At 60.9% G+C, this 19509-nt stretch carries 18 protein-coding genes; 7 read left to right on the top strand and 11 right to left on the bottom strand.

Features of this window, described 5'->3' with window-relative positions:
- The first annotated feature begins 11 nt into the window (after positions 1–11).
- Together AB5Y98_RS21540 and mutT are read left to right on the top strand one after the other, a co-directional pair.
- Positions 12–1190, top strand: a complete 1179-nt coding sequence (locus AB5Y98_RS21540; RefSeq protein ID WP_368232907.1) for a tetratricopeptide repeat protein — start codon at positions 12–14, stop codon at positions 1188–1190.
- An 8-nt stretch (positions 1191–1198) separates the two neighbouring features.
- The gene (gene mutT / locus AB5Y98_RS21535; protein WP_368232905.1) at positions 1199–1612 is read left to right on the top strand and encodes an 8-oxo-dGTP diphosphatase MutT; all 414 of its coding nucleotides are present in this window, start codon (positions 1199–1201) and stop codon (positions 1610–1612) included.
- A gap of 60 nt (positions 1613–1672) precedes the next feature.
- Here mutT and yacG read toward each other — a convergent pair whose 3' ends face one another.
- The 9 genes from yacG to AB5Y98_RS21490 form a co-directional block, all read right to left on the bottom strand.
- Positions 1673–1867, bottom strand: a complete 195-nt coding sequence (gene yacG / locus AB5Y98_RS21530; RefSeq protein ID WP_017782442.1) for a DNA gyrase inhibitor YacG — start codon at positions 1865–1867, stop codon at positions 1673–1675.
- A 9-nt stretch (positions 1868–1876) separates the two neighbouring features.
- Positions 1877–2599, bottom strand: coding sequence for a cell division protein ZapD (zapD, locus tag AB5Y98_RS21525; RefSeq protein WP_005305658.1), 723 nt, complete (start codon positions 2597–2599; stop codon positions 1877–1879).
- A gap of 37 nt (positions 2600–2636) precedes the next feature.
- A complete protein-coding gene (gene coaE / locus AB5Y98_RS21520; RefSeq protein ID WP_368232903.1) occupies positions 2637–3251 on the bottom strand; it encodes a dephospho-CoA kinase in 615 nt (204 codons plus the stop codon).
- A gap of 19 nt (positions 3252–3270) precedes the next feature.
- On the bottom strand, positions 3271–4143 hold the full coding sequence (locus AB5Y98_RS21515; protein ID WP_201889602.1) for an A24 family peptidase: 873 nt from the start codon (positions 4141–4143) through the stop codon (positions 3271–3273).
- A gap of 22 nt (positions 4144–4165) precedes the next feature.
- A complete protein-coding gene (locus AB5Y98_RS21510) occupies positions 4166–5407 on the bottom strand; it encodes a type II secretion system F family protein (RefSeq protein ID WP_005305649.1) in 1242 nt (413 codons plus the stop codon).
- 115 nt (positions 5408–5522) lie between these two features.
- Entirely contained in the window at positions 5523–7229 is a 1707-nt protein-coding gene (gene tapB, locus AB5Y98_RS21505) for a PilB family type IVa pilus assembly ATPase TapB (protein ID WP_017766420.1), read from the bottom strand.
- 6 nt (positions 7230–7235) lie between these two features.
- Positions 7236–7688, bottom strand: a complete 453-nt coding sequence (tapA, locus tag AB5Y98_RS21500) for a type IVa pilus major pilin TapA (protein ID WP_017784974.1) — start codon at positions 7686–7688, stop codon at positions 7236–7238.
- A 321-nt stretch (positions 7689–8009) separates the two neighbouring features.
- Positions 8010–8867 (bottom strand): carboxylating nicotinate-nucleotide diphosphorylase, encoded by an 858-nt coding sequence (gene nadC / locus AB5Y98_RS21495; protein WP_017779054.1) that lies wholly within the window; start codon positions 8865–8867, stop codon positions 8010–8012.
- 4 nt (positions 8868–8871) lie between these two features.
- Complete coding sequence (locus AB5Y98_RS21490) at positions 8872–9342, bottom strand: retropepsin-like aspartic protease (protein WP_336291145.1); 471 nt, start codon at positions 9340–9342, stop codon at positions 8872–8874.
- A gap of 123 nt (positions 9343–9465) precedes the next feature.
- Here AB5Y98_RS21490 and ampD point away from each other — a divergent pair, with 123 nt between their 5' ends.
- From ampD to lpdA, 5 genes are all read left to right on the top strand, one after another.
- Positions 9466–10038: a 1,6-anhydro-N-acetylmuramyl-L-alanine amidase AmpD gene (ampD, locus tag AB5Y98_RS21485; RefSeq protein WP_005305633.1), complete on the top strand. Its 573-nt coding sequence runs from the start codon at positions 9466–9468 to the stop codon at positions 10036–10038.
- A gap of 275 nt (positions 10039–10313) precedes the next feature.
- Positions 10314–11078 (top strand): pyruvate dehydrogenase complex transcriptional repressor PdhR, encoded by a 765-nt coding sequence (gene pdhR / locus AB5Y98_RS21480; protein ID WP_005305630.1) that lies wholly within the window; start codon positions 10314–10316, stop codon positions 11076–11078.
- Between the two features lie 79 nt (positions 11079–11157).
- Positions 11158–13818: a pyruvate dehydrogenase (acetyl-transferring), homodimeric type gene (aceE, locus tag AB5Y98_RS21475; protein ID WP_005305627.1), complete on the top strand. Its 2661-nt coding sequence runs from the start codon at positions 11158–11160 to the stop codon at positions 13816–13818.
- Between the two features lie 113 nt (positions 13819–13931).
- Positions 13932–15830 carry a pyruvate dehydrogenase complex dihydrolipoyllysine-residue acetyltransferase gene (gene aceF / locus AB5Y98_RS21470; RefSeq protein ID WP_368232900.1) on the top strand — a complete coding sequence of 633 codons (1899 nt, stop codon included), beginning with the start codon at positions 13932–13934 and terminating at the stop codon, positions 15828–15830.
- A 149-nt stretch (positions 15831–15979) separates the two neighbouring features.
- A complete protein-coding gene (gene lpdA, locus AB5Y98_RS21465) occupies positions 15980–17407 on the top strand; it encodes a dihydrolipoyl dehydrogenase (protein ID WP_005305622.1) in 1428 nt (475 codons plus the stop codon).
- A 72-nt stretch (positions 17408–17479) separates the two neighbouring features.
- On the opposite strand, the gene AB5Y98_RS21460 is transcribed toward lpdA, so the two are convergent.
- Both AB5Y98_RS21460 and AB5Y98_RS21455 read right to left on the bottom strand, forming a co-directional pair.
- Entirely contained in the window at positions 17480–17662 is a 183-nt protein-coding gene (locus tag AB5Y98_RS21460) for a hypothetical protein (RefSeq protein WP_005305619.1), read from the bottom strand.
- 144 nt (positions 17663–17806) lie between these two features.
- Positions 17807–19453, bottom strand: coding sequence for a methyl-accepting chemotaxis protein (locus AB5Y98_RS21455; RefSeq protein ID WP_368232898.1), 1647 nt, complete (start codon positions 19451–19453; stop codon positions 17807–17809).
- Positions 19454–19509 lie beyond the last annotated feature (56 nt).

Here is a 19509-nt window from a genome sequence, read left to right as displayed (position 1 = left end):
GGAGAAGCGTCATGAGCAAGATGCCGATGGGCTGGGATGCCGCGGCCCACACCAGCTGGCTGGCCGGCCAGCGTCAGGTTGCCATCCAGCAACTGCTGGCGAGGCTCAATGCCAGCGCGGTCAAGCCGGTGGCTCTGCAGCTGCAGTTTGCCTATTACCTCTTTTTGTGCGGTGACCCGGCGTCGGCGGCCCAGGTATTGGAGATGGCTCACAAGGCCGAACCTGGCAACGACGAGGTGCTGCGCAACCTCTGCTCTTGTCTGTCACGGTCCGGTCAATACGAACAGGCGGTGGCGCGGCTGCAGACCCTGTTGCAGCGTCTCCCCGACGACTTCCATGCGCTGGATGCCCTCTGCGCCTCGCTGGCCAAGCTGGAGCGCCACGCCGAGGCAGCCCTGGCGGGAACTCGCTCGCTGGAGCTAAAGGCACGGGTGAGCGACAAGGCGCCGTCAGACTGGACTCTGCCGGCAGTCGCACCGCCGGCTTGGCTGTCGGCAGACAAGCCGGATGTCATCGCCTTCTCGCTGTGGGGTAGTGCCCCTCGCTACCTGCGGGGCGCCATCGACAATGTGCTGGCGGCCGCCTATCTCTATCCAGGCTGGCGGGTGCGTTTCTACGTGGATGAGAGCGTGCCTGCCGAGCTGCTCGCTGCGCTGCGCGAACTGGGGGCCGAGCTGTTGCTGCAACCCGCCGGTCAATCTTTGCGTCAGCGCCTCTGCTGGCGCTTCCAGGTGGCCAACGATCCGCGGGTGGGACGCTTTCTGGTGCGGGATGTGGATTCGCTACCGGGTGTGCGCGAGCGGCTGGCGGTACAGGAGTGGCTTGCATCGACGCGCTGGTTTCATATCATGCGCGACTGGTGGAGTCATACCGATCTGGTGCTGGCGGGCATGTGGGGTGGGGTGGCCGGTGTGTTGCCACCACTGGCGCCCCTGCTCGAAGCCTATCAGCCAGACGTCATGGAGACGCCGAATATCGACCAGTGGTTTTTGCGCGACCGGCTCTGGGGTTATCTCTCGTCGAGCTGTCTGGTGCATGACCGCTGCTTCACGCCGTCTGGCGCCACCCTCTGGCCGCAGCCCGCCCCGGACGGGAGCGAGCATGTAGGGCAGGATATCTTTACGGCACAAGGGGAGTTGCAGGCCCGCCGGCTGGCACCCTGGATTGCCCGTTTGCCATGTTTACGCTGAGGACAATGATGGAACAGAAGAAACGGATCTGGGTGGCGGTCGGCGTCATCGAGAACGAACGGGGCGACATCTTCATCGCCAGACGCTCCGCCGATCGTCATCAGGGGGATCGCTGGGAATTCCCTGGCGGCAAGGTGGAAGCCGGAGAGGATCTGCTCACCGCGCTGGACAGGGAGCTGTGGGAAGAGATCGGGATCCGGGTGCAGGATTGCGCTCCCTTCATGGAGCTGCATCACGACTACCCGGACAAGCAGGTACTGCTGGATATCTGGAAGGTGACCCGCTTCAGTGGCGAGCCGTTTGGCAAGGAGGGGCAGGAGTGTCGCTGGGTGCCGCTGGCCTCGCTGCACGAGTACCATTTCCCCGACGCCAATGGTCCGATCGTGACGCGCCTGCAGGCATCGCTGACCGCACAGGGCTGATATGAGCCGCAGTGCATACCAAAATAAAAAGGGCCGTATCGGCCCTTTTTGCTTGCTGGCTTACTGCCACTGCTCCCCCTCTTCGGGGTAGGGCAGCAGCTCGGGATCCACTTCACCCGGGATGCACTTCTGCTCGTCGGCCCACTCGCCGAGATCGATCAGCTGGCAACGCTTGCTGCAGAACGGGCGAAACGGGCTCTGCGGGCCCCATTCCAGCTCGGTCTGGCAGGTCGGGCACTTTACCTTGGTCACCATGGATGCTCCTTAGCAGCAGGCCAGCTGGAAGGACACGTCACCGATCTGCTGCTCCGCAGTGGGCAAAAAGCGCAGGGCAAACCGGTTCTTGTGGCCGCTCAGGGTCGGGTAGCACTGCTGGGTGCCGCTCAGGCGAATGCGGATCAGCTCGGCACTCTCGGCGGTATCCTGGAAGAAGCCGTTGACGGCCACCTGTTCGCTGAAGTTGCCGGATTCACGCCACAGGCGCAGCAGCAGGGAGATGGCGTTCATCAACAGGTTGATGTCGCTCAGCCACAGCTGCATCTGCTGATGGCGCGTGATGGCCGGGGTGGCCAGCCAGTGGTGCAGTTGCGGCACGTCGAAGGCACAGAGCCCGCCCGGGATGGAGAAGCGCTGGCGGATGGAGCCAAGCAGCCGGTCCTCTTTCAGGCGGGCACCGGGACGCGGTGCACTCAGCAGGTTGCGGGAGAGCTGGGTGCTCTCCTGCTGCATCAGGTTGATCTGCTCCAGGTCGACGTCTGGCAGACTGGCCCAGTGGCTCAGGCGCTGGCTGAGGCGCTCCAGATCCTTGATGAGATCGGCGCGCAGGTCACCGCGCTCCAGCAACTCCTGCAGGTCGAACAGGCCCTTGAAAAAGGCGATGTGTGCCCAGGGCTGGTCGCTCTCCAGATTGTCGCGGATCTGGGAAAACAGGGACTCCAGACGAAGATAGGTCCGGCTTTTTTCATTGAGGGGAAAATCGTAAATCATGCCTAATCCTAGCCAGCCATAAACCGGCCTAGTGTACTCACAGTTGGCGGGCTTGTTGAGAGGCAAATGCCAGATATGTCTCGTGCAGCGCGAAAATTCGGCTCTTTATTGCCTCGGGCGTGCCGTTCCGGTTGTCCAGCACATCGTCGGCTGCCGCCAGCCGCTCGGTCCGGCTCGCCTGGGCGGCCAGGATGGCCTCAGCCTGCTCCCGGCTCACGCCGTCCCGGCGACAGGTGCGCTCAATCTGGGTCACTTCGTCCACGTCGATCACCAGTACCCGGTTGGCCAGTGCGGTGAGCCGGTTTTCCACCAGCAGGGGCACCACCAGCAGGCAATAGGGGGAGCGCGCGGCCGCGCACTGGCGCTGCATCTCGCTGCGAATGAGGGGATGGAGCAGGGCGTTGAGCCAGCCCTTGGCCTGCGGGTCAGTGAAGGCCCGCTCACGCAGCTGGCGGCGATCGAGCCGGCCATCGGGGGCGATGACGTCTGCGCCAAAATGGGTGGCGATGGCCGCCAGGGCCGGGGTGCCGGGTTCCACTACCTCGCGGGCGATGATGTCCGCATCCACCACCTCGATGCCCAGCTCGGCAAACTGATTGGCAACCGTGGTCTTGCCGCTGCCAATCCCGCCAGTAATTGCGACTACATACATGGGTCAGTACTGCCTTTGATCAGAGAAACGTCGTGAGATACCAGCGGGTGATGGTATCGCCCCACAGCAGCGCGATCCAGCCGGCGATGGCCAGGTAGGGGCCGAAGGGGATGGGTTTGTTCTGATGGTGGTTGCGCAGCAGGATGAGACTGATCCCTATGATGGCGCCGACCAGGGAGGAGAGCAGCAATACGATGGGCAGGGCCTGCCAGCCCAGCCAGGCCCCCAGCGCCGCCAGCAGCTTGAAGTCGCCGTAGCCCATCCCTTCCTTGCCGGTCAGCAGCTTGAAGGCCCAGTAGAGACTCCAGAGCACCAGATAGCCCGCCATGGCACCGATCACCGCATCGGCCAGCGGAACGAATCCCCCTGCCAGATTGAACAGCAGGCCACCCCACAGCAGTGGCAGGGTCAGCTGATCCGGCAACAGCATCTTGTCCAGATCGATGAAAGTGAGCGCCACCAGCACCCAGGTGAGCAGCAGGGCGGCCAGCAAGCCCCAGCCCGGTGGAAATGTTGCGGCGACGACCAGCGAGAGCAGGGCGGTCAACAGCTCCACCAGCGGATAACGGGCCGAGATGGGGGCCTGACACTCACGACAGCGACCCTTGAGCCAGAGCCAGCTGAGCAGGGGGATATTCTCCATGGCCGTGATGGCGTGGCCGCAATGGGGGCAGGCGGAACGTGGCACCATCAGGTTGTAGCGTTCCTCCTGCTGCAGTTGTGTCTCTGGGTTGAAATAGCTGAGGTATTCGGCCTGCCACTCCCGTTCCAGCATGATGGGCAGGCGATGGATCACCACGTTGAGAAAACTTCCGATCATCAGAGAGAAGAGGAATACTAGCGAAAAATAGAGCCAGGGCAGGCTGTGAAAAACGTCAGTGATCAGCAACATCGGGTTCCGGATTGGTTGGGGGTCAGTGGATGACCGACCCCAGTTTGAAGATGGGCAGGTACATGGCAACCACCATGCCGCCGACCAGTACTCCCAGCACCACCATGATGAGAGGTTCCAGCAGGCTGGTGAGGCCGTCGACCAGATCGTCCACCTCCTGCTCGAAGATGGTGGCGACCTTGGAGAGCATATCATCGATGGCGCCTGACTCCTCGCCAATCATCACCATCTGGATCACCATGTCGGGGAAGAGATCGACGGTGCGCATGGCCACGTTGATCTGCATGCCTGCCACCACCTCGTTGCGAATGGCCATGACGGCGGTGCGATAGACATAGTTGCCGGAGGCGCCTGCGGCGGAGATCAGGGCATCCACCAGCGGGATACCGGCAGAAAAGGTAGTGGAGAGGGTGCGGGCGAAGCGGGCCATGGCGGCCTTGTGCAATATCATGCCGACCACCGGGATGGTCAGAATGAACTTGTCGGTGTTGTCTCTGACTTTCTGCGAGGCACGCCAGGCTCGCACGTAGAGGAAGATGGCGAGTGCAACCCCGCCAAAGATCATATACCACCAGTTCTGCATGAAGCGGGAGATGCCGATGACGAACTGGGTAAAGGCAGGCAGTTCGGCGCCGAAACTCTTGAAGATGTCCTCAAACTGCGGAATGACGAACAGCAGCAGAATGGAGGTGACGACAATGGCCACCAGGATGACCATGGTGGGGTAGAACATGGCCTTCTTGATCTTGGATTTGAGCGCTTCGGACTTTTCGCGATAAGTCGCGATGCGGTCGTAGATGGTTTCCAGGGCGCCGGACTGCTCGCCCGCCTCGACCAGGTCGCAATAGAGATCATCGAAGTGGCGGGGATGGCGGCGCAGCGCCTCGGACATGGGGGTGCCGGTCTCCACATCGGCGGCTATCTGGCCCATCAGCTCGCGCATGGCCGCCTTCTCGTGGCTGCGGGCGATGATCTGCAGGCTCTGGACCAGAGGTACGCCGGCCGACAGCATGGTGGTGATCTGACGGGAGACGACGGCAATATCCATCGGCTTTATCTTGGCGCCGCCCTTGGAGAAGAGCCCCTGGCTCTTCTTGCTCACCTTGGTGACGTTGACGCCCTGCTTGCGCAGCTCGGCCTTGACCGTGTTGATGCTGTCGGCCTGCAGCTCGCCGGAGACCTTCTGGCCCTTGCGGTTCACCCCGCTCCAGCGAAAGGCGAAGACTTTCTTGGGGGCATTCTGTTTCTGGGTTAGCGTTGCCATCACTGCGTCCTGCAATGGGGCCCGGCTTGCTCGTCGCTAAGACAAGCCGCCTCGGCCTGATGGAAATCGCCAGGGCCGGCGGCACCTGGATGAATCGGCTGAGCGATAGACTCTGTCAGTTGGTTGTTACCCGGTTTATCTCGGCCAGGCTGGTCACCCCCAGCCGGGCCTTCTCAAGACCGGAGGTCCGCAAGGTGCGCATGCCCTCCTTCTGGGCAATGGCCGCAATTTGCATGGAGTTGGCTCCCTGCATGATCAATTTTGCAATATTTTCGGACATCAACAGGATTTCGTAGATGCCGACCCGCCCCTTGTAGCCGCCCGAACACTCCTTGCAACCAACCGGCTTGAACAGCCGCAAGCCTGCTGCCAGCTGCTGTTGGGTGAACCCCAACTCCAACAGTTCAGCCTCCGGCACCACTTCGGGGGCCTTGCAGTGGTCACACAGCTTGCGTGCCAGTCGCTGGGCCATGATCAGGGTAACCGAGGAGGCGATGTTGAAGGCGGGTACCCCCATGTTCATCATCCGGGTCAGTGTTTCGGCCGCCGAGTTGGTGTGCAATGTGGAGAGCACCAGGTGGCCGGTTTGTGCCGCCTTGATGGCGATCTCGGCGGTTTCAAGATCCCGTATTTCCCCGACCATCACTACGTCGGGATCCTGGCGCAGGAAGGAGCGCAGGGCACTGGCGAAGGTCAGCCCGGCCTTGGGGTTGACCTGTACCTGATTGACCCCAGGCAGGTTGATCTCCACCGGGTCTTCGGCGGTTGAAATATTCACTTCTGTGGTGTTGAGAATGTTCAGGCCGGTGTAGAGCGACACCGTCTTGCCCGAACCGGTCGGGCCGGTCACCAGGATCATGCCCTGAGGCTTCGAGAGCGCGCGCAGATATTGTGCCTTCTGCCGATCGTCAAAGCCGAGCTGCTCGATATTGAGGCGCGCAGCGGAAGAGTCGAGCAGACGGATAACGATCTTCTCGCCCCACATGGTGGGCAGGGTGTTGACCCGCATGTCCATCGACTTGTTGCGCGACATCTTCAATTTGATGCGGCCATCCTGGGGCAGCCGCCGTTCGGCGATGTCTAGGCGCGCCATCACCTTGAGGCGGGCCGAGAAGCGGTTGGCCAGATTGACCGGCGGCGTTGCTACCTCATGCAGGATCCCGTCTATCCGAAAGCGAATACGGTACTTGGTCTCATAGGGCTCGAAGTGGAGGTCGGATGCACCACGTTTGATGGCATCCATCATGATTTTGTTGATGTATTTGACGATGGGGGCGTCATCGTCCGCCGTGTTGACGCTCTCGTCGAGTCGTGACCCCTCGTCAGACACCTCCAGCTCGGAGATCTCGGATTCGTCGATGTCCTCCATGCCGAGGGCGTCCTGATCGTTCTCCATCAGCTTGCTGATGGCGGCGGTCAGCTTGTTCTCTTCGACCAGCAGGGCCTCGGTGTGCAGCCCGAAACTGAAGCCAAAATCCTCCAGTGCTGACACATTGGTCGGGTCGGACATGGCGATATAGAGGGTGTGGCCCTGGGTGTAGATGGGCAGCACATGGTGTTTCTCAATCAGCTTCTGATTGAGGTACTTCTGCGGGATCTCGGCCAGGTCGAAGGCGGCAAGATCCAGCAGAGGTACCCCATACTCCAGCTCGCAGAAGTCAGCCAGCGCCTTGCTGTCGAGGATCTCGTTCTCGATCAGAAAAGTCACAAAGGGTTTGCGCTGCGCCTTGGCCTGGCTCAGATAGCGCTGTGAGTCGGACTCACTGAGCAGGGAAGAAGCGGCCAGGCTTAACGCCAGGCCGCTATTGGGGCTAGAGGTCATGCTAATTCAGCAAATCCCTGCCGCGACGCATGTTCCAACGTTGCCGGCAGGGTTGGCTGCCCAGGTTACTTTACCGGTGAGCACGGTCGGAACAATGATATAAGTTTCACCGGTCAAGCCGTTTACCGGAGCTCCGGCTGCACCCACAGCGGTCGCCGTGATGGCATTGGTGGCCGCATCGACGGATACAGATGCCACGTTACCATTAGCCGCAGCAATGTTGGCGGGAACACCATTGGTGCCTGCGTCACAAGTCGAAAGCACTCCATCAGGGGCGGCGGTGGATTGCGCGCATAGCTCAATGGCTGTCTTGAATGAACCGGTTGCAGCAACGACCTCCGAGAATCTCGCCTTTTGGGTGTACGTTTGATACGCCGGCAGCGCAATGGCGGCCAAGATGGCGACGATCGCGACCACGATCATCAATTCGATAAGGGTAAAGCCTGATTGTTTCTTCATTTCAAATATCCTTTTTGTCCTTGGTTCCTGGGAAGTGCCGGTGGAAAACTATCCACACGTCAGTATCTTATCCGAGCTGTCCGACTTGGCAACAGAGGTCGGGGTTTTTGTTAATGGTCTTTTTGTCATTTGCGGAAAATTTGATATAAATCATGAGTAAAGAGCCCCTATCGACTCTTTTTAGCTGGCGGGGATGGGTCCATCTCACACTCCTTTGCCGAGGGATCCTGCCTTAAAGAAAAGGCGCCCATGGCGCCTTTTGCAAGTCCTTCATCTTGTTATATGTCACCGGCCCGACGGGGCATGGTGAACGCCCTTCGGCTAGATAAAACGCATCGAGAGATCAAGGGCCCGCACATGTTTGGTCAGGGCACCGACCGAAATGAAGTCGACACCGGTAGCCGCATATTCGGCCAGGGTGTCCAGCGTGACGTTGCCGGACACTTCCAGCTTGGCCCGCCCCTGATTGAGTGCAACGGCCTCGCGCATCATGGGCACGTCGAAGTTGTCCAGCATTACTATGTCTGCCTGGGCTGCCAGCGCCTGTGCCAGCTCGGCCAGGGATTCGACCTCGACTTCCACCGGTTTGCCCGGATTGAGCCGGCGAGCCTCGGCAATGGCCTGCGCTATGCCACCACAGGCGAGAATATGGTTCTCCTTGATGAGATAGGCGTCATAGAGGCCGATGCGGTGATTCTTGCCACCGCCGCAGGTGACCGCATACTTCTGGGCGCTGCGAAGGCCGGGCAGGGTCTTGCGGGTGTCGAGCAGGCGGCAATCTGTGCCTGCCAGCTCGGCCACGTAGCGAGCGGTGAGGGTGGCGACGCCGGAGAGGGTCTGCACGAAGTTCAGCGCATTGCGCTCGCCGGTCAGCAGGGTGCGAGCCGGGCCGTGCAGACGAAACAGCTCCTGATTGGGGGTGAGCACTTCACCATCCTGCACCAGCCACTCCACTTGCACATCGCCGCCAAGCTGGGTGAATACCTCGTCTACCCAGGGTTGGCCACAGAAGACGCCGGCTTCGCGGGTGATGACGCGGGCCGTCGAGATGCGATCCGCCGGGATCAGCTGGGCCGTGATATCGGCGCTGGCATCCGGTTGGTCCAGCGCGGTGAGGGCGTCGCCCAAATCTTCGAGTAGTGCGGCGCGCACGGCGCGACGGATGTCCTGTTGTAGCATGCCTTTATTCCTGCAAAGGTCTGAGCAGCAACTGCCGCTCCTTTTGAACCAGCTCCAGCCGGCCGAGGGCATTCATGCCTACCAGCACCTCGTCGCCAGCCGTCGCCGGGTTGATAAAGATGGCCAGATCGTACAAGGTCAATGGTCCCATCGCCAGCGTTTCGATGGTGCCGTTGCCGACCCGGATAAAGCCGGCTGCCGTATTCACCTGGCTGCTGCCGTGGGCGGTCAGGCCGAGCCGCTCGGCGACCCGTTGTGGCACTGTGATGCGCGTTGCGCCGGTATCGAGCAGCAGTTGCACCGGCTGGCCGTTGATGGCACCCTCCAGTCGATAGTGGCCGCTCTGGTCGGCCCTCAGCAGGAGTTCGCCGCTGGCGGTGACGCTCGGTTGGGTGCGGGAGTGGAAGTAGAGGGTCAGCAGGCCCATCAAAGAGAGCCAGGCCAGTAGCCAGAACCAGCGCGCCGTTTGCTGCATACCTCATCCATATCGAGCCAAAGATGACCCAGCCTAACACACAATTTTCCACTGATTCAGCGGCTTGGTGACAAGATGCCGGCCCGGATCGCGCTTTTCCCCTCAACTCGTATCGAGTAGCCGATGACCCATCCTGACCCCATGTTTTCCATCGACGCCGCCGGCTGGTGCCGGGAGGCTCGCCAGGTGCCTTCTCCCCACCACAACGAGCGGGCCAGCCCGAGCGACATCTCCCTGCTGGTAGTGCATGGCATCAGCCTGCCGCCAGGCGAGTTCGGCGGCCCCTTCATCGACGATCTCTTTATGGGCAGGTTGGATCCCGCGGCTCATCCCTACTTTGCCGACATTCATCAACTGCGGGTTTCGGCGCACTGTCTGATCCGGCGCGATGGTGAACTGGTGCAGTATGTGCCGTTTGGTGCCAGAGCCTGGCATGCCGGGGTCTCGAGCTGGCAGGGGAGGGAGGCGTGCAACGACTTCTCTATCGGCATCGAGCTGGAAGGGACCGACGAACTGCCCTACACGGACGCACAGTATGAGGTATTGGTTGGGCTCAGTCGAACCTTGTCGAGTCATTATCCCGCCATCACGGCGGATCGCATCGTCGGCCATTGCGACATAGCGCCGGGGCGCAAGACGGATCCGGGTGAGAGTTTCGAATGGCAGCGATATCGCCAGGCACTCAACTTTAAGTAAATATTATAAAAATAAGTTTGTGTTTTTAAAACAATGGCTTGCCTATATGGCAGGCCATTTTTATTCGCTGTTGATCAAATGTTGCCTGTGAGCCATGTCAAAAATATTGGTCTGACCAATTTCTATGAGCCAAATCATAAATCCCTCTATTTACCCCTTAAGTGGCAAGGTTGATTCTTGATTCAGATCATCTTTTGGGTGGACTTTTCCCATGCCCTCTGCTAATTTTCGCCCCATTCATGAAATTGGTAATACCAATTTAACAAAGCAGCCTCATGCCCTATCTCAAGATTACTCAACCCAAGTTGGCCGACGCCATTGTCGCCGAGCTGGAACAGATGATTCTGGAAGGCAGTTTGCAGCCGGGCCAGAAGTTGCCGCCCGAGCGGGAACTGGCCATCCAGTTTCAGGTTTCGCGCCCCTCCCTGCGCGAAGCCATCCAGCGCCTCGAGGCAAGAGGACTCTTGTATCGCCGTCAGGGCGGCGGCACTTACGTACAGAATGCCTTGAGCAAAGGGATCGCCGATCCCCTGTTCGAGCTGCTCAGCACCCACCCGGAAGCCCAGTACGACCTGCTGGAGTTTCGCCATGCGCTGGAAGGCATCTGTGCCTACTATGCTGCATTGCGGGGAACGGAAGCCGATTTCGAGCGGATCCGTCAGGTGCAGTCCGCCATCGAGGAGGCTGGCCAGCAAGGCTCGCTGGTAGCCGAATCCGCTGCCGTCACCCAGTTCTATCTGGCGGTGGCCGAGGCGTCCCACAACGTGGTGCTGTTGCATCTGCTGCGGGCCATGGGCCCCATGCTTGAGCAGAACATTTTACGCAATAACGAAATTCTGAATCGCCGTCCGGGAGTGGTCGCCAAGATCCGTCGCCATCGCGCGCATCTGATCGAGGCTATCCTGTCGGGGGCTCCGGAGCGGGCCAGGGCAGCTTGTCATGAGCACCTGGCCTTTATCGAGGACACCTTGTTGGATATGCAGAGGGAAGACAGCCGGATCCAGCGATCCATGCGTCGGATCCGTCAGCAGGAAAACTAATCCCACAAGGCTTTATTGTCGAATGCTTGCGCCCTTCGCCGTGCAATGCCGTGCAATCACAACATAATAGGAACCAGCCATGTCTGATATCCTGAAGAACGATGTGGACCCGATAGAAACGCTGGAGTGGCTTGCCTCTCTGGAATCCCTGCTGCGTGAAGAGGGTCCGCAACGCGCTCAGTTCATCCTTGAACAGTTGGCCGAGAAAGCCCGCGCAAGCGGTGTGGACGTGGCTGCCAAGGCAAATCGCGACTACATCAACACCATCCCGTCCAGCGACGAGCCGGCTTACCCGGGCGACCTGGAGATGGAGCGTCGCATTCGCGCCATCATCCGCTGGAACGCCATGATGATCGTGCTGCGCGCCTCCAAGAAAGACCTGGACCTGGGTGGTCACATGTCTTCCTTCGCCTCTTCCGCGACCATCTACGAAGTCTGCTACAACCACTTCTTCCGTGCCCGCAACGAGAAGGACGGTGGCGACCTGGTTTACTTCCAGGGTCACATCTCCCCGGGCATCTACGCCCGTGCATTTGCCGAAGGTCGCCTGACCGAAGAGCAGCTGGACAACTTCCGTCAGGAAGTGGATGGCAAGGGTATCCCTTCCTACCCGCACCCGAAACTGATGCCGGAATTCTGGCAGTTCCCGACCGTCTCCATGGGTCTGGGCCCCATCGCCGCCATCTATCAGGCCCGCTTCCTGAAGTACCTGACCGACCGTGGCATCAAGGATTGCTCCGAGCAGACCGTTTACGCCTTCCTGGGTGACGGCGAGATGGACGAGCCGGAAGCCAAGGGCGCCCTGACCGTTGCCGTGCGTGAAAAGCTCGACAACCTGGTGTTCGTGGTCAACTGCAACCTGCAGCGTCTGGATGGCCCGGTTGTCGGCAACGGCAAGGTTATCAACGAGCTGGAAGGCCTGTTCGCCGGCGCCGGCTGGGACGTCACCAAGGTTATCTGGGGTCGCAAGTGGGATGAGCTGCTGAAGAAAGACACTTCCGGCAAGCTGATCCAGCTGATGAACGAGACCGTGGATGGTGACTACCAGACCATGAAGTCCCGCGATGGCGGCTACGTGCGCGAGCACTTCTTCAACCGTTACCCGGAAACCGCCGCGCTGGTCAAAGACATGACCGACGAGGAGATCTTCGCCCTGAACCGCGGTGGTCACGATCCTCGCAAACTGTTTGCCGCTTTCTCCAAAGCCGCACAGACCAAGGGCAAGCCGACCGTGATCCTGGCCAAGACCATCAAGGGCTATGGCATGGGCGAAGCGGCCGAAGGCAAGAACATCGCTCACCAGGTCAAGAAGATGGATCTGGGCTCCGTGCGTCACCTGCGCGATCGTTTCAACCTGCCGGTGACCGACGAGCAGCTGGAAAACCTGCCGTACCTGAAGATCGAAGAGGGTACCGAAGAGCACAAGTACCTGCACGCCCGTCGTGCCGCGCTGAAGGGTTATGTTCCGACCCGTCTGCGCGAGAGCACCACCAAGCTGGAAATTCCGGCACTGGATGCCTTCGGTCCGCTGCTGGGTGAGCAGGCGCGTGAAATCTCCACCACCATGGCGTTCGTGCGTTCCCTGAACGTGATGCTGAAAGACAAGTCCATCGGCAAGCGCATCGTGCCGATCCTGGCTGACGAAGCCCGTACCTTCGGTATGGAAGGCCTGTTCCGCCAGATCGGTATCTACAGCCCGCACGGTCAGCAGTACACTCCGCAAGACCGCGACATCGTCTCCTACTACAAGGAAGACAAGCAGGGTCAGGTTCTGCAAGACGGTATCAACGAGCTGGGCGCCATGTCCTCCTGGCTGGCTGCTGCGACCTCTTACAGCACCAACGACTGCCCGATGATCCCGTTCTACATCTACTACTCCATGTTCGGCTTCCAGCGGATCGGCGACATGGCGTGGGCAGCCGGTGACCAGCAAGCCCGTGGCTTCCTGCTGGGTGCGACCTCCGGTCGTACTACCCTGAACGGCGAAGGTCTGCAGCACGAAGATGGTCACAGCCACATCCTGGCCAACACCATCCCGAACTGCGTCTCCTACGACCCGTCCTACGCCTATGAAGTAGCGGTGATCGTACAGGACGGTCTGCGCCGCATGTACGGTGAGAACCCGGAGAACGTGTTCTACTACATCACCACTCTGAACGAGAACTACGCCATGCCGGCCATGCCGGAAGGCGCCGAGGAAGGCATCCGCAAGGGTATCTACAAGCTGGAAACCGTGGCCGGCACCAAGGCCAAGGTACAGCTGCTGGGTTGTGGCTCCATCCTGGGTCACGTGCGCACCGCCGCCCAGATCCTGGCCAGCGAATACGGTATCGGTTCCGATGTGTTCAGCGTCACCTCCTTCAACGAGCTGGCTCGTGACGGTCAGGACGCGGATCGCTGGAACATGCTGCACCCGACTGCCGAGGCTCGCGTCCCCTACATCGCTCAGGTGCTGGGCAGCGAAGCCACCATCGCCGCGACCGACTACATGAAGTCCTTCGCCGATCAGGTGCGTGCCTTCGTGCCGACCGAAAACTACCGCGTGCTGGGTACCGACGGTTACGGCCGTTCCGACAGCCGTGCCAACCTGCGTCGTCACTTTGAAGTGAACGAGTTCTACGTAGTGGTTGCTGCCCTGACCGAACTGGCCAAGCGCGGCGAGGTAGACAAGCAGGTTGTGGCCGAGGCCATCGCCAAGTACGGCATCGATGCCGACAAGGTCAACCCGCTGTACGCGTAAGAGGATCAAGTGTCGTGCCGGGACTCGTTGCCCGGCACGGCCTTGCAAAGGTTAACGCGAAAGACGCGTGACAGCAGTCGGTCACGCGGATGCACGCAAGAGGATAAAGCACAATGTCCAAACAGATTATGGTGCCGGATATCGGCGCCGATGAAGTTGAAGTCACCGAGATCATGGTGGCCGTGGGTGACAAGGTCGAACTCGATCAGTCCATCATCGCGGTAGAAGGCGACAAGGCCTCCATGGAAGTCCCGGCCCCGTCCGCCGGCATCGTCAAAGAGATCCTGATCAAGGTGGGCGACAAGGTTGCCACCGGTTCCCAGATCATGATCTTCGAAGCCGAGGGTGCTGCCGCACCTGCGCCGGCCCAGGCCGCTGTACCGGTTGCAGCCGCACCGGCCGCCGCTCCTGCTGCTGCCGCTCGCAAAGACGTGCACGTGCCGGACATCGGTGACGACGAAGTGGACGTGACCGAGATCATGGTTGCCGTGGGCGACATGGTTGAAGCCGACCAGTCCATCATAGCCGTGGAAGGTGACAAGGCCTCCATGGAAGTGCCGGCACCGTTCGCGGGCCGCGTGGTCGAGATCAAGGTTGCCGCTGGCGCCAAGGTCTCTACCGGCTCCCTGGTGATGGTGTTCGAAGTGGCTGGCGCCGCTCCTGCCGTTGCTGCTGCACCGGCCCAGGCTGCCGCTCCCGTGGCTGCTGCCCCGGTTGCCGCCGCTGCCAAAGAGGTCAATGTACCGGATATTGGTGGCGACGAAGTCGAAGTTACCGAGATCATGGTCGCCGTGGGTGACAAGGTTGAAGCCGACCAGTCCCTGATCGCCGTGGAAGGTGACAAGGCCTCCATGGAAGTGCCTGCGCCGTTCGCCGGTGTGGTCAAGGAGATCAAGGTGAAGGCGGGTGACAAAGTCTCCACCGGTTCCCTGATCATGGTATTCGAAGTGGCTGGTGCCGCTCCGGCTGCCGTGGCTGCTCCGGCTCCTGCCGCTGCACCTGTTGCTGCCGCTCCGGCTGCCGCTGCTCCTGCGCCGGTTGCCCAGGCTGCTGCCGCCTCCGACTTCGTTGCTAACGATGCCTATGTACACGCCTCTCCGGCGGTACGCCGTCTGGCTCGCGAGTTCGGTGTCAACCTGGCCAAGGTGAAAGCCTCCGGTCGCAAGGGCCGCATCGTCAAAGAAGACGTGCAGGCCTACGTGAAGGATGCGGTCAAGCGCGCCGAGTCCGCTCCGGCTGCAGGTCAAGGCACTGGTAACGGCAACGGCATGAGTGTGCTGGCGTGGCCGAAGGTCGATTTCAGCAAGTTCGGTGATGTGGAAGAGGTCGATCTGACCCGCATCCAGAAGATCTCCGGTCCTAACCTGCACCGCAACTGGGTCATGATCCCCCATGTCACCCAGTTCGACGAAGCCGATACCACCGAGCTGGAAGCGTTCCGCAAAGAGCAGAACGCGATGCTCGAGAAGCAGAAGGCAGACGTGAAGATCACCCCGCTGGTGTTCATCCTGAAAGCCGCCGCCAAGGCGCTGGAAGCTCACCCGCGCTTCTGCAGCTCCCTGTCCGAAGATGGCAGCAAGCTGATCATGAAGAAGTACATCCACATCGGTGTGGCGGTGGATACCCCCAACGGTCTGGTTGTGCCCGTGGTGCGTGACGTCAACAAGAAGGGCATCATGGAGCTGTCTCGCGATCTGGCCGAGATCTCCAAGAAGGCCCGTGCCGGCAAGCTGACCGCTGCCGACATGCAGGGCGGTTGCTTCACCATCTCCAGCCTGGGTGGCATCGGCGGTACCAGCTTTACCCCGATCGTCAACGCGCCTGAAGTGGCCATCCTGGGCGTCTCCAAGTCCGAGATGAAGCCGAAGTGGAACGGCAAAGAGTTCGCGCCACGTCTGATGCTGCCGCTGGCCCTGAGCTACGACCACCGCGTCATCGATGGTGCCGATGGAGCTCGCTTCATCACCACCATGAACGGCGTACTGTCCGACATCCGTCGACTGGTCCTGTAAGTGAGAGGGCGGGCCCAGAGCCTGCCCTTTTTACTTCTCATTTCGTTAACAGGATTGTAAACTTGCCCCGTTTTTTTCACGGCTGCAGCCGCCTTGTCCTGGCTTAAGACTGCGCTGTCCGGGGATATAAGAACGACAAAGAGGTCATGATGAGTAAAGAAATCAAAACCCAGGTCGTAGTACTGGGTGCTGGCCCTGCCGGTTATTCCGCTGCCTTCCGTGCGGCTGACTTGGGTCTGGATACCATTATCGTCGAGCGTTACTCCACCCTGGGGGGCGTCTGCCTGAACGTGGGCTGCATCCCGTCCAAGGCGCTGCTGCACGTCGCCAAAGTCATTGAAGAAGCCAAGGCGCTGGCCGAGCACGGCATCGTCTTCGGTGCCCCGCAGACCGACATCGACAAAGTGCGTCTGTGGAAAGAGAAGGTCATCAACCAGCTGACCGGCGGTCTTGCTGGCATGGCCAAGATGCGTAAAGTCCAGGTTGTGAACGGCTTCGGCAAGTTCACCGGCCCGAACACCCTGGAAGTGGAAGGCGCCGACGGCAAGACCACCGTCACCTTCGACAACGCCATCATCGCTGCCGGTTCCCGTCCGGTGAAGCTGCCGTTCATCCCCCATGACGACCCCCGTGTATGGGACTCTACCGATGCGCTGGAACTGACTACCGTTCCGGGCAAACTGCTGGTCATCGGTGGCGGCATCATCGGTCTGGAGATGGGTACCGTGTACTCCTCCCTGGGTTCCGAGATCGACGTGGTGGAATTTGCCGACCAGCTGGTACCGGCTGCCGACAAAGACATCGTCAAGATCTACACCAAGCGCGTTGCCAAGAAATTCAACATCATGCTGGAGACCAAGGTCACCGCAGTTGAAGCTCGTGAAGACGGCCTGTACGTCTCCTACGAAGGCAAGCACGCCCCGGCCGAGCCGGTTCGTTACGACAACGTGCTGGTTGCCGTAGGTCGCGTGCCGAACGGCAAGATGCTGGATGCCGAGAAGGCCGGCGTTGCTGTGACCGAGCGCGGTTTCATCGAGGTGGACAAGCAGCTGCGTACCAACGTGGCGCACATCCACGCCATCGGCGACATCGTCGGTCAGCCGATGCTGGCGCACAAGGGGGTGCACGAAGGCCACGTGGCGGCCGAAGTCATCGCCGGCAAGAAGCACTACTTCGATCCGAAAGTGATCCCGTCCATCGCCTACACCGAGCCGGAGATGGCCTGGGTGGGTCTGACCGAGAAAGAAGCCAAGCAACAGGGCCTGAACTTCGAAGTCGCCACCTTCCCGTGGGCTGCTTCCGGTCGCGCCATCGCGTCCGACTGCTCCGACGGCATGACCAAGCTGATCTTCGACAAGGAGAGCGGCCGCGTCATCGGTGGTGCTATCGTGGGTACCAACGGTGGTGAACTGCTGGGTGAAATCGGTCTGGCCATCGAGATGGGTGCCGACGCCGAAGACATCGCGCTGACCATCCACGCTCACCCGACTCTGCACGAGTCCGTGGGTCTGGCTGCCGAAGTGTTCGAAGGCTCCATCACCGACCTGCCGAACGCCAAGGCCAAGAAGAAGAAGTAATTCTCTTCCCGCCCCATGAAAAAGCCGCTCAATCGAGCGGCTTTTTGTTTTTCAGCGGCAGGAGGCCGGTTGTCAGCAGCGCCCCTTCTTGGCCTGACCGGGCGGGCAGAAGGTGCCGTAACCGTCCCTGCTGCCATCGCTGACCCGGATCCGGGCATCATCGACGCTCACATCGGCACTGTGCACCCGTACCGGTCCGCTGCTGCAGGCGCTGAGCAGCCCCCCCAGCACTATCATCACTACCAGCTTGCCCATAACTCCTCCTCTCATTTTCCTGATTATGGGGCATTTTCAGAAGCCGGTGGAGGCGGCGTAAAAGCGCCTGCGTCACGACTTGCCGTGGTGGCGACAGAGGGCGCCGCAGCGCCTTCTGTCGGGTGATGAAGTGAGCGCCAAAAGCTACAGCCGGAAGTTGCCGACCAGCTTGTCCAGCTCGCCGGAGAGGTGCTGCAGGCTGCGGCTCGACTCGGTGAGCTGGTGGGCGATGTCGGCGGTCTCCATGGTGAGCTGGTTGATGTCCTCCACGTTGCGGTTGATCTCGCCCACCACGCTGGATTGCTCCTCGGTGGCGGTGGCGACCTGGATGTTCATGTCGCTGATCTGGGTGATGTGGGCGGTGATCTGGCCGAGGGCGCCGTTGGCCGCATCGGCCTGGGAGACCACTTCCAGGCTCTGGTTGCGACCCTGGGCCATGGCGCTGACGGCGCGGGCGCTCTGCTCCTGCAGCCGGTTGATCATACCCTGGATCTCGGCTGTGGAGGCGGCGGAGCGGCTGGCGAGGTTGCGCACCTCGTCGGCCACCACCGCGAAGCCGCGGCCCTGCTCACCGGCGCGAGCGGCCTCGATGGCGGCGTTGAGCGCCAGCAGGTTGGTCTGCTCCGAGATGCTGCGGATGGTGTCGAGGATGCTGCCGATGGAGTCGGTCTGGCTGGCCAGCGACTCGATGACCCCGGCCACCCCTTCAATCTCGCCGGAGAGGCCGACGATGCCGTGACGGGCCTGGGCCACCACCACGGCGCCGGCGTCGGCTTGCTCGTTGGCCTGCTTGGCCACGTCAGCCGCCAGCGAGGCATTGCCGGCGATTTCACTCACGGTAGCCCCCATCTCGTGGATGGCGGTGGCTACCTGCACGGTGCGATCCCGCTGGGCGGTGCAGTTGTGCTGGGTGAGCTGGGCCTTGGCGGCCACCTCGTCGGCGGTGGCGGCCAGTTGATGGGAGTTGCGGGCTACCTGCTCGATGGCGCTGTGGATCTTGCTGACGAAGTGATTGAAGCTCACCGTGATCTCCGCCAGCTCGTCATTGCCCTTCAGCTGGGCACGGGAATCCAGCGCCAGGTGTTCGGCGGCATAGCCAATGTACTGTTGCAGGAAGCTGACGCGATTGCGCAGGCCACGCAGTACCAGAAAGGAGACCAGCAGGCAGATGACGAGTGCGCCTCCTATGATGGCGAGCATCTGGCTTTCGCCCCGTGCGAAGCTCTGCTGACTGATGGCGTGACGCTGCTGGGCCAGCTTCATCAGTTCGTCGAGCTGGGTATTGGCACTCTTGCGCATGGTGCCGTAGGTCACCGCGTAGCGCTCCTTGTAGATGCGCCGTGCGCTCTCCATGTCACCCTGTTCCATGGCGGCCAGCATGGGCTGCAACTCACTCTTTTCCATCGCCTCGAATTGTTCGAACAGCTGCTGGGCATTTTGCCGCGCGGCAGGATCGACCTGGGCGTTGACCGCTAGCTGCATGGCCTGGCGCATCTCGGGGATGTCCTCTTCCCGTGTCTCCTTGACCCGGGTCAACACCCCTTTTTCATCCTTGAGCGAGGTTTCTTGCAGCAGCATCATGTCGAGCCCCACCCGCATGCGGGGGATGCGCGACACTACCTCTGCCATGGCCCGCATCGGGGTGGCGGTGTTCTCGTAGAGCTCGGTGGCCTGTCGTTCGATAGCGCCCATGCTGCGAAGGCTGGCGGCGCCCACCAGCAGCAGCGCCAGACAGGGCACGGCGACAGCCAGTATCAACTGGCTCTTGATTGTCAGTTTACCCTCTAGCATGGGCTCTCCTCGCTGATCATGACGATGTGAATTATCACAGTATAAATCGACGGATC

Origin of the sequence: Aeromonas sp. s3, assembly GCF_040907805.1 — a bacterium.
Classification (GTDB): Bacteria; Pseudomonadota; Gammaproteobacteria; order Enterobacterales; family Aeromonadaceae; genus Aeromonas; species Aeromonas dhakensis.
Note: the sequence above shows the minus strand (reverse complement) of the source record. Positions and strands in the feature narration are given on the sequence as shown.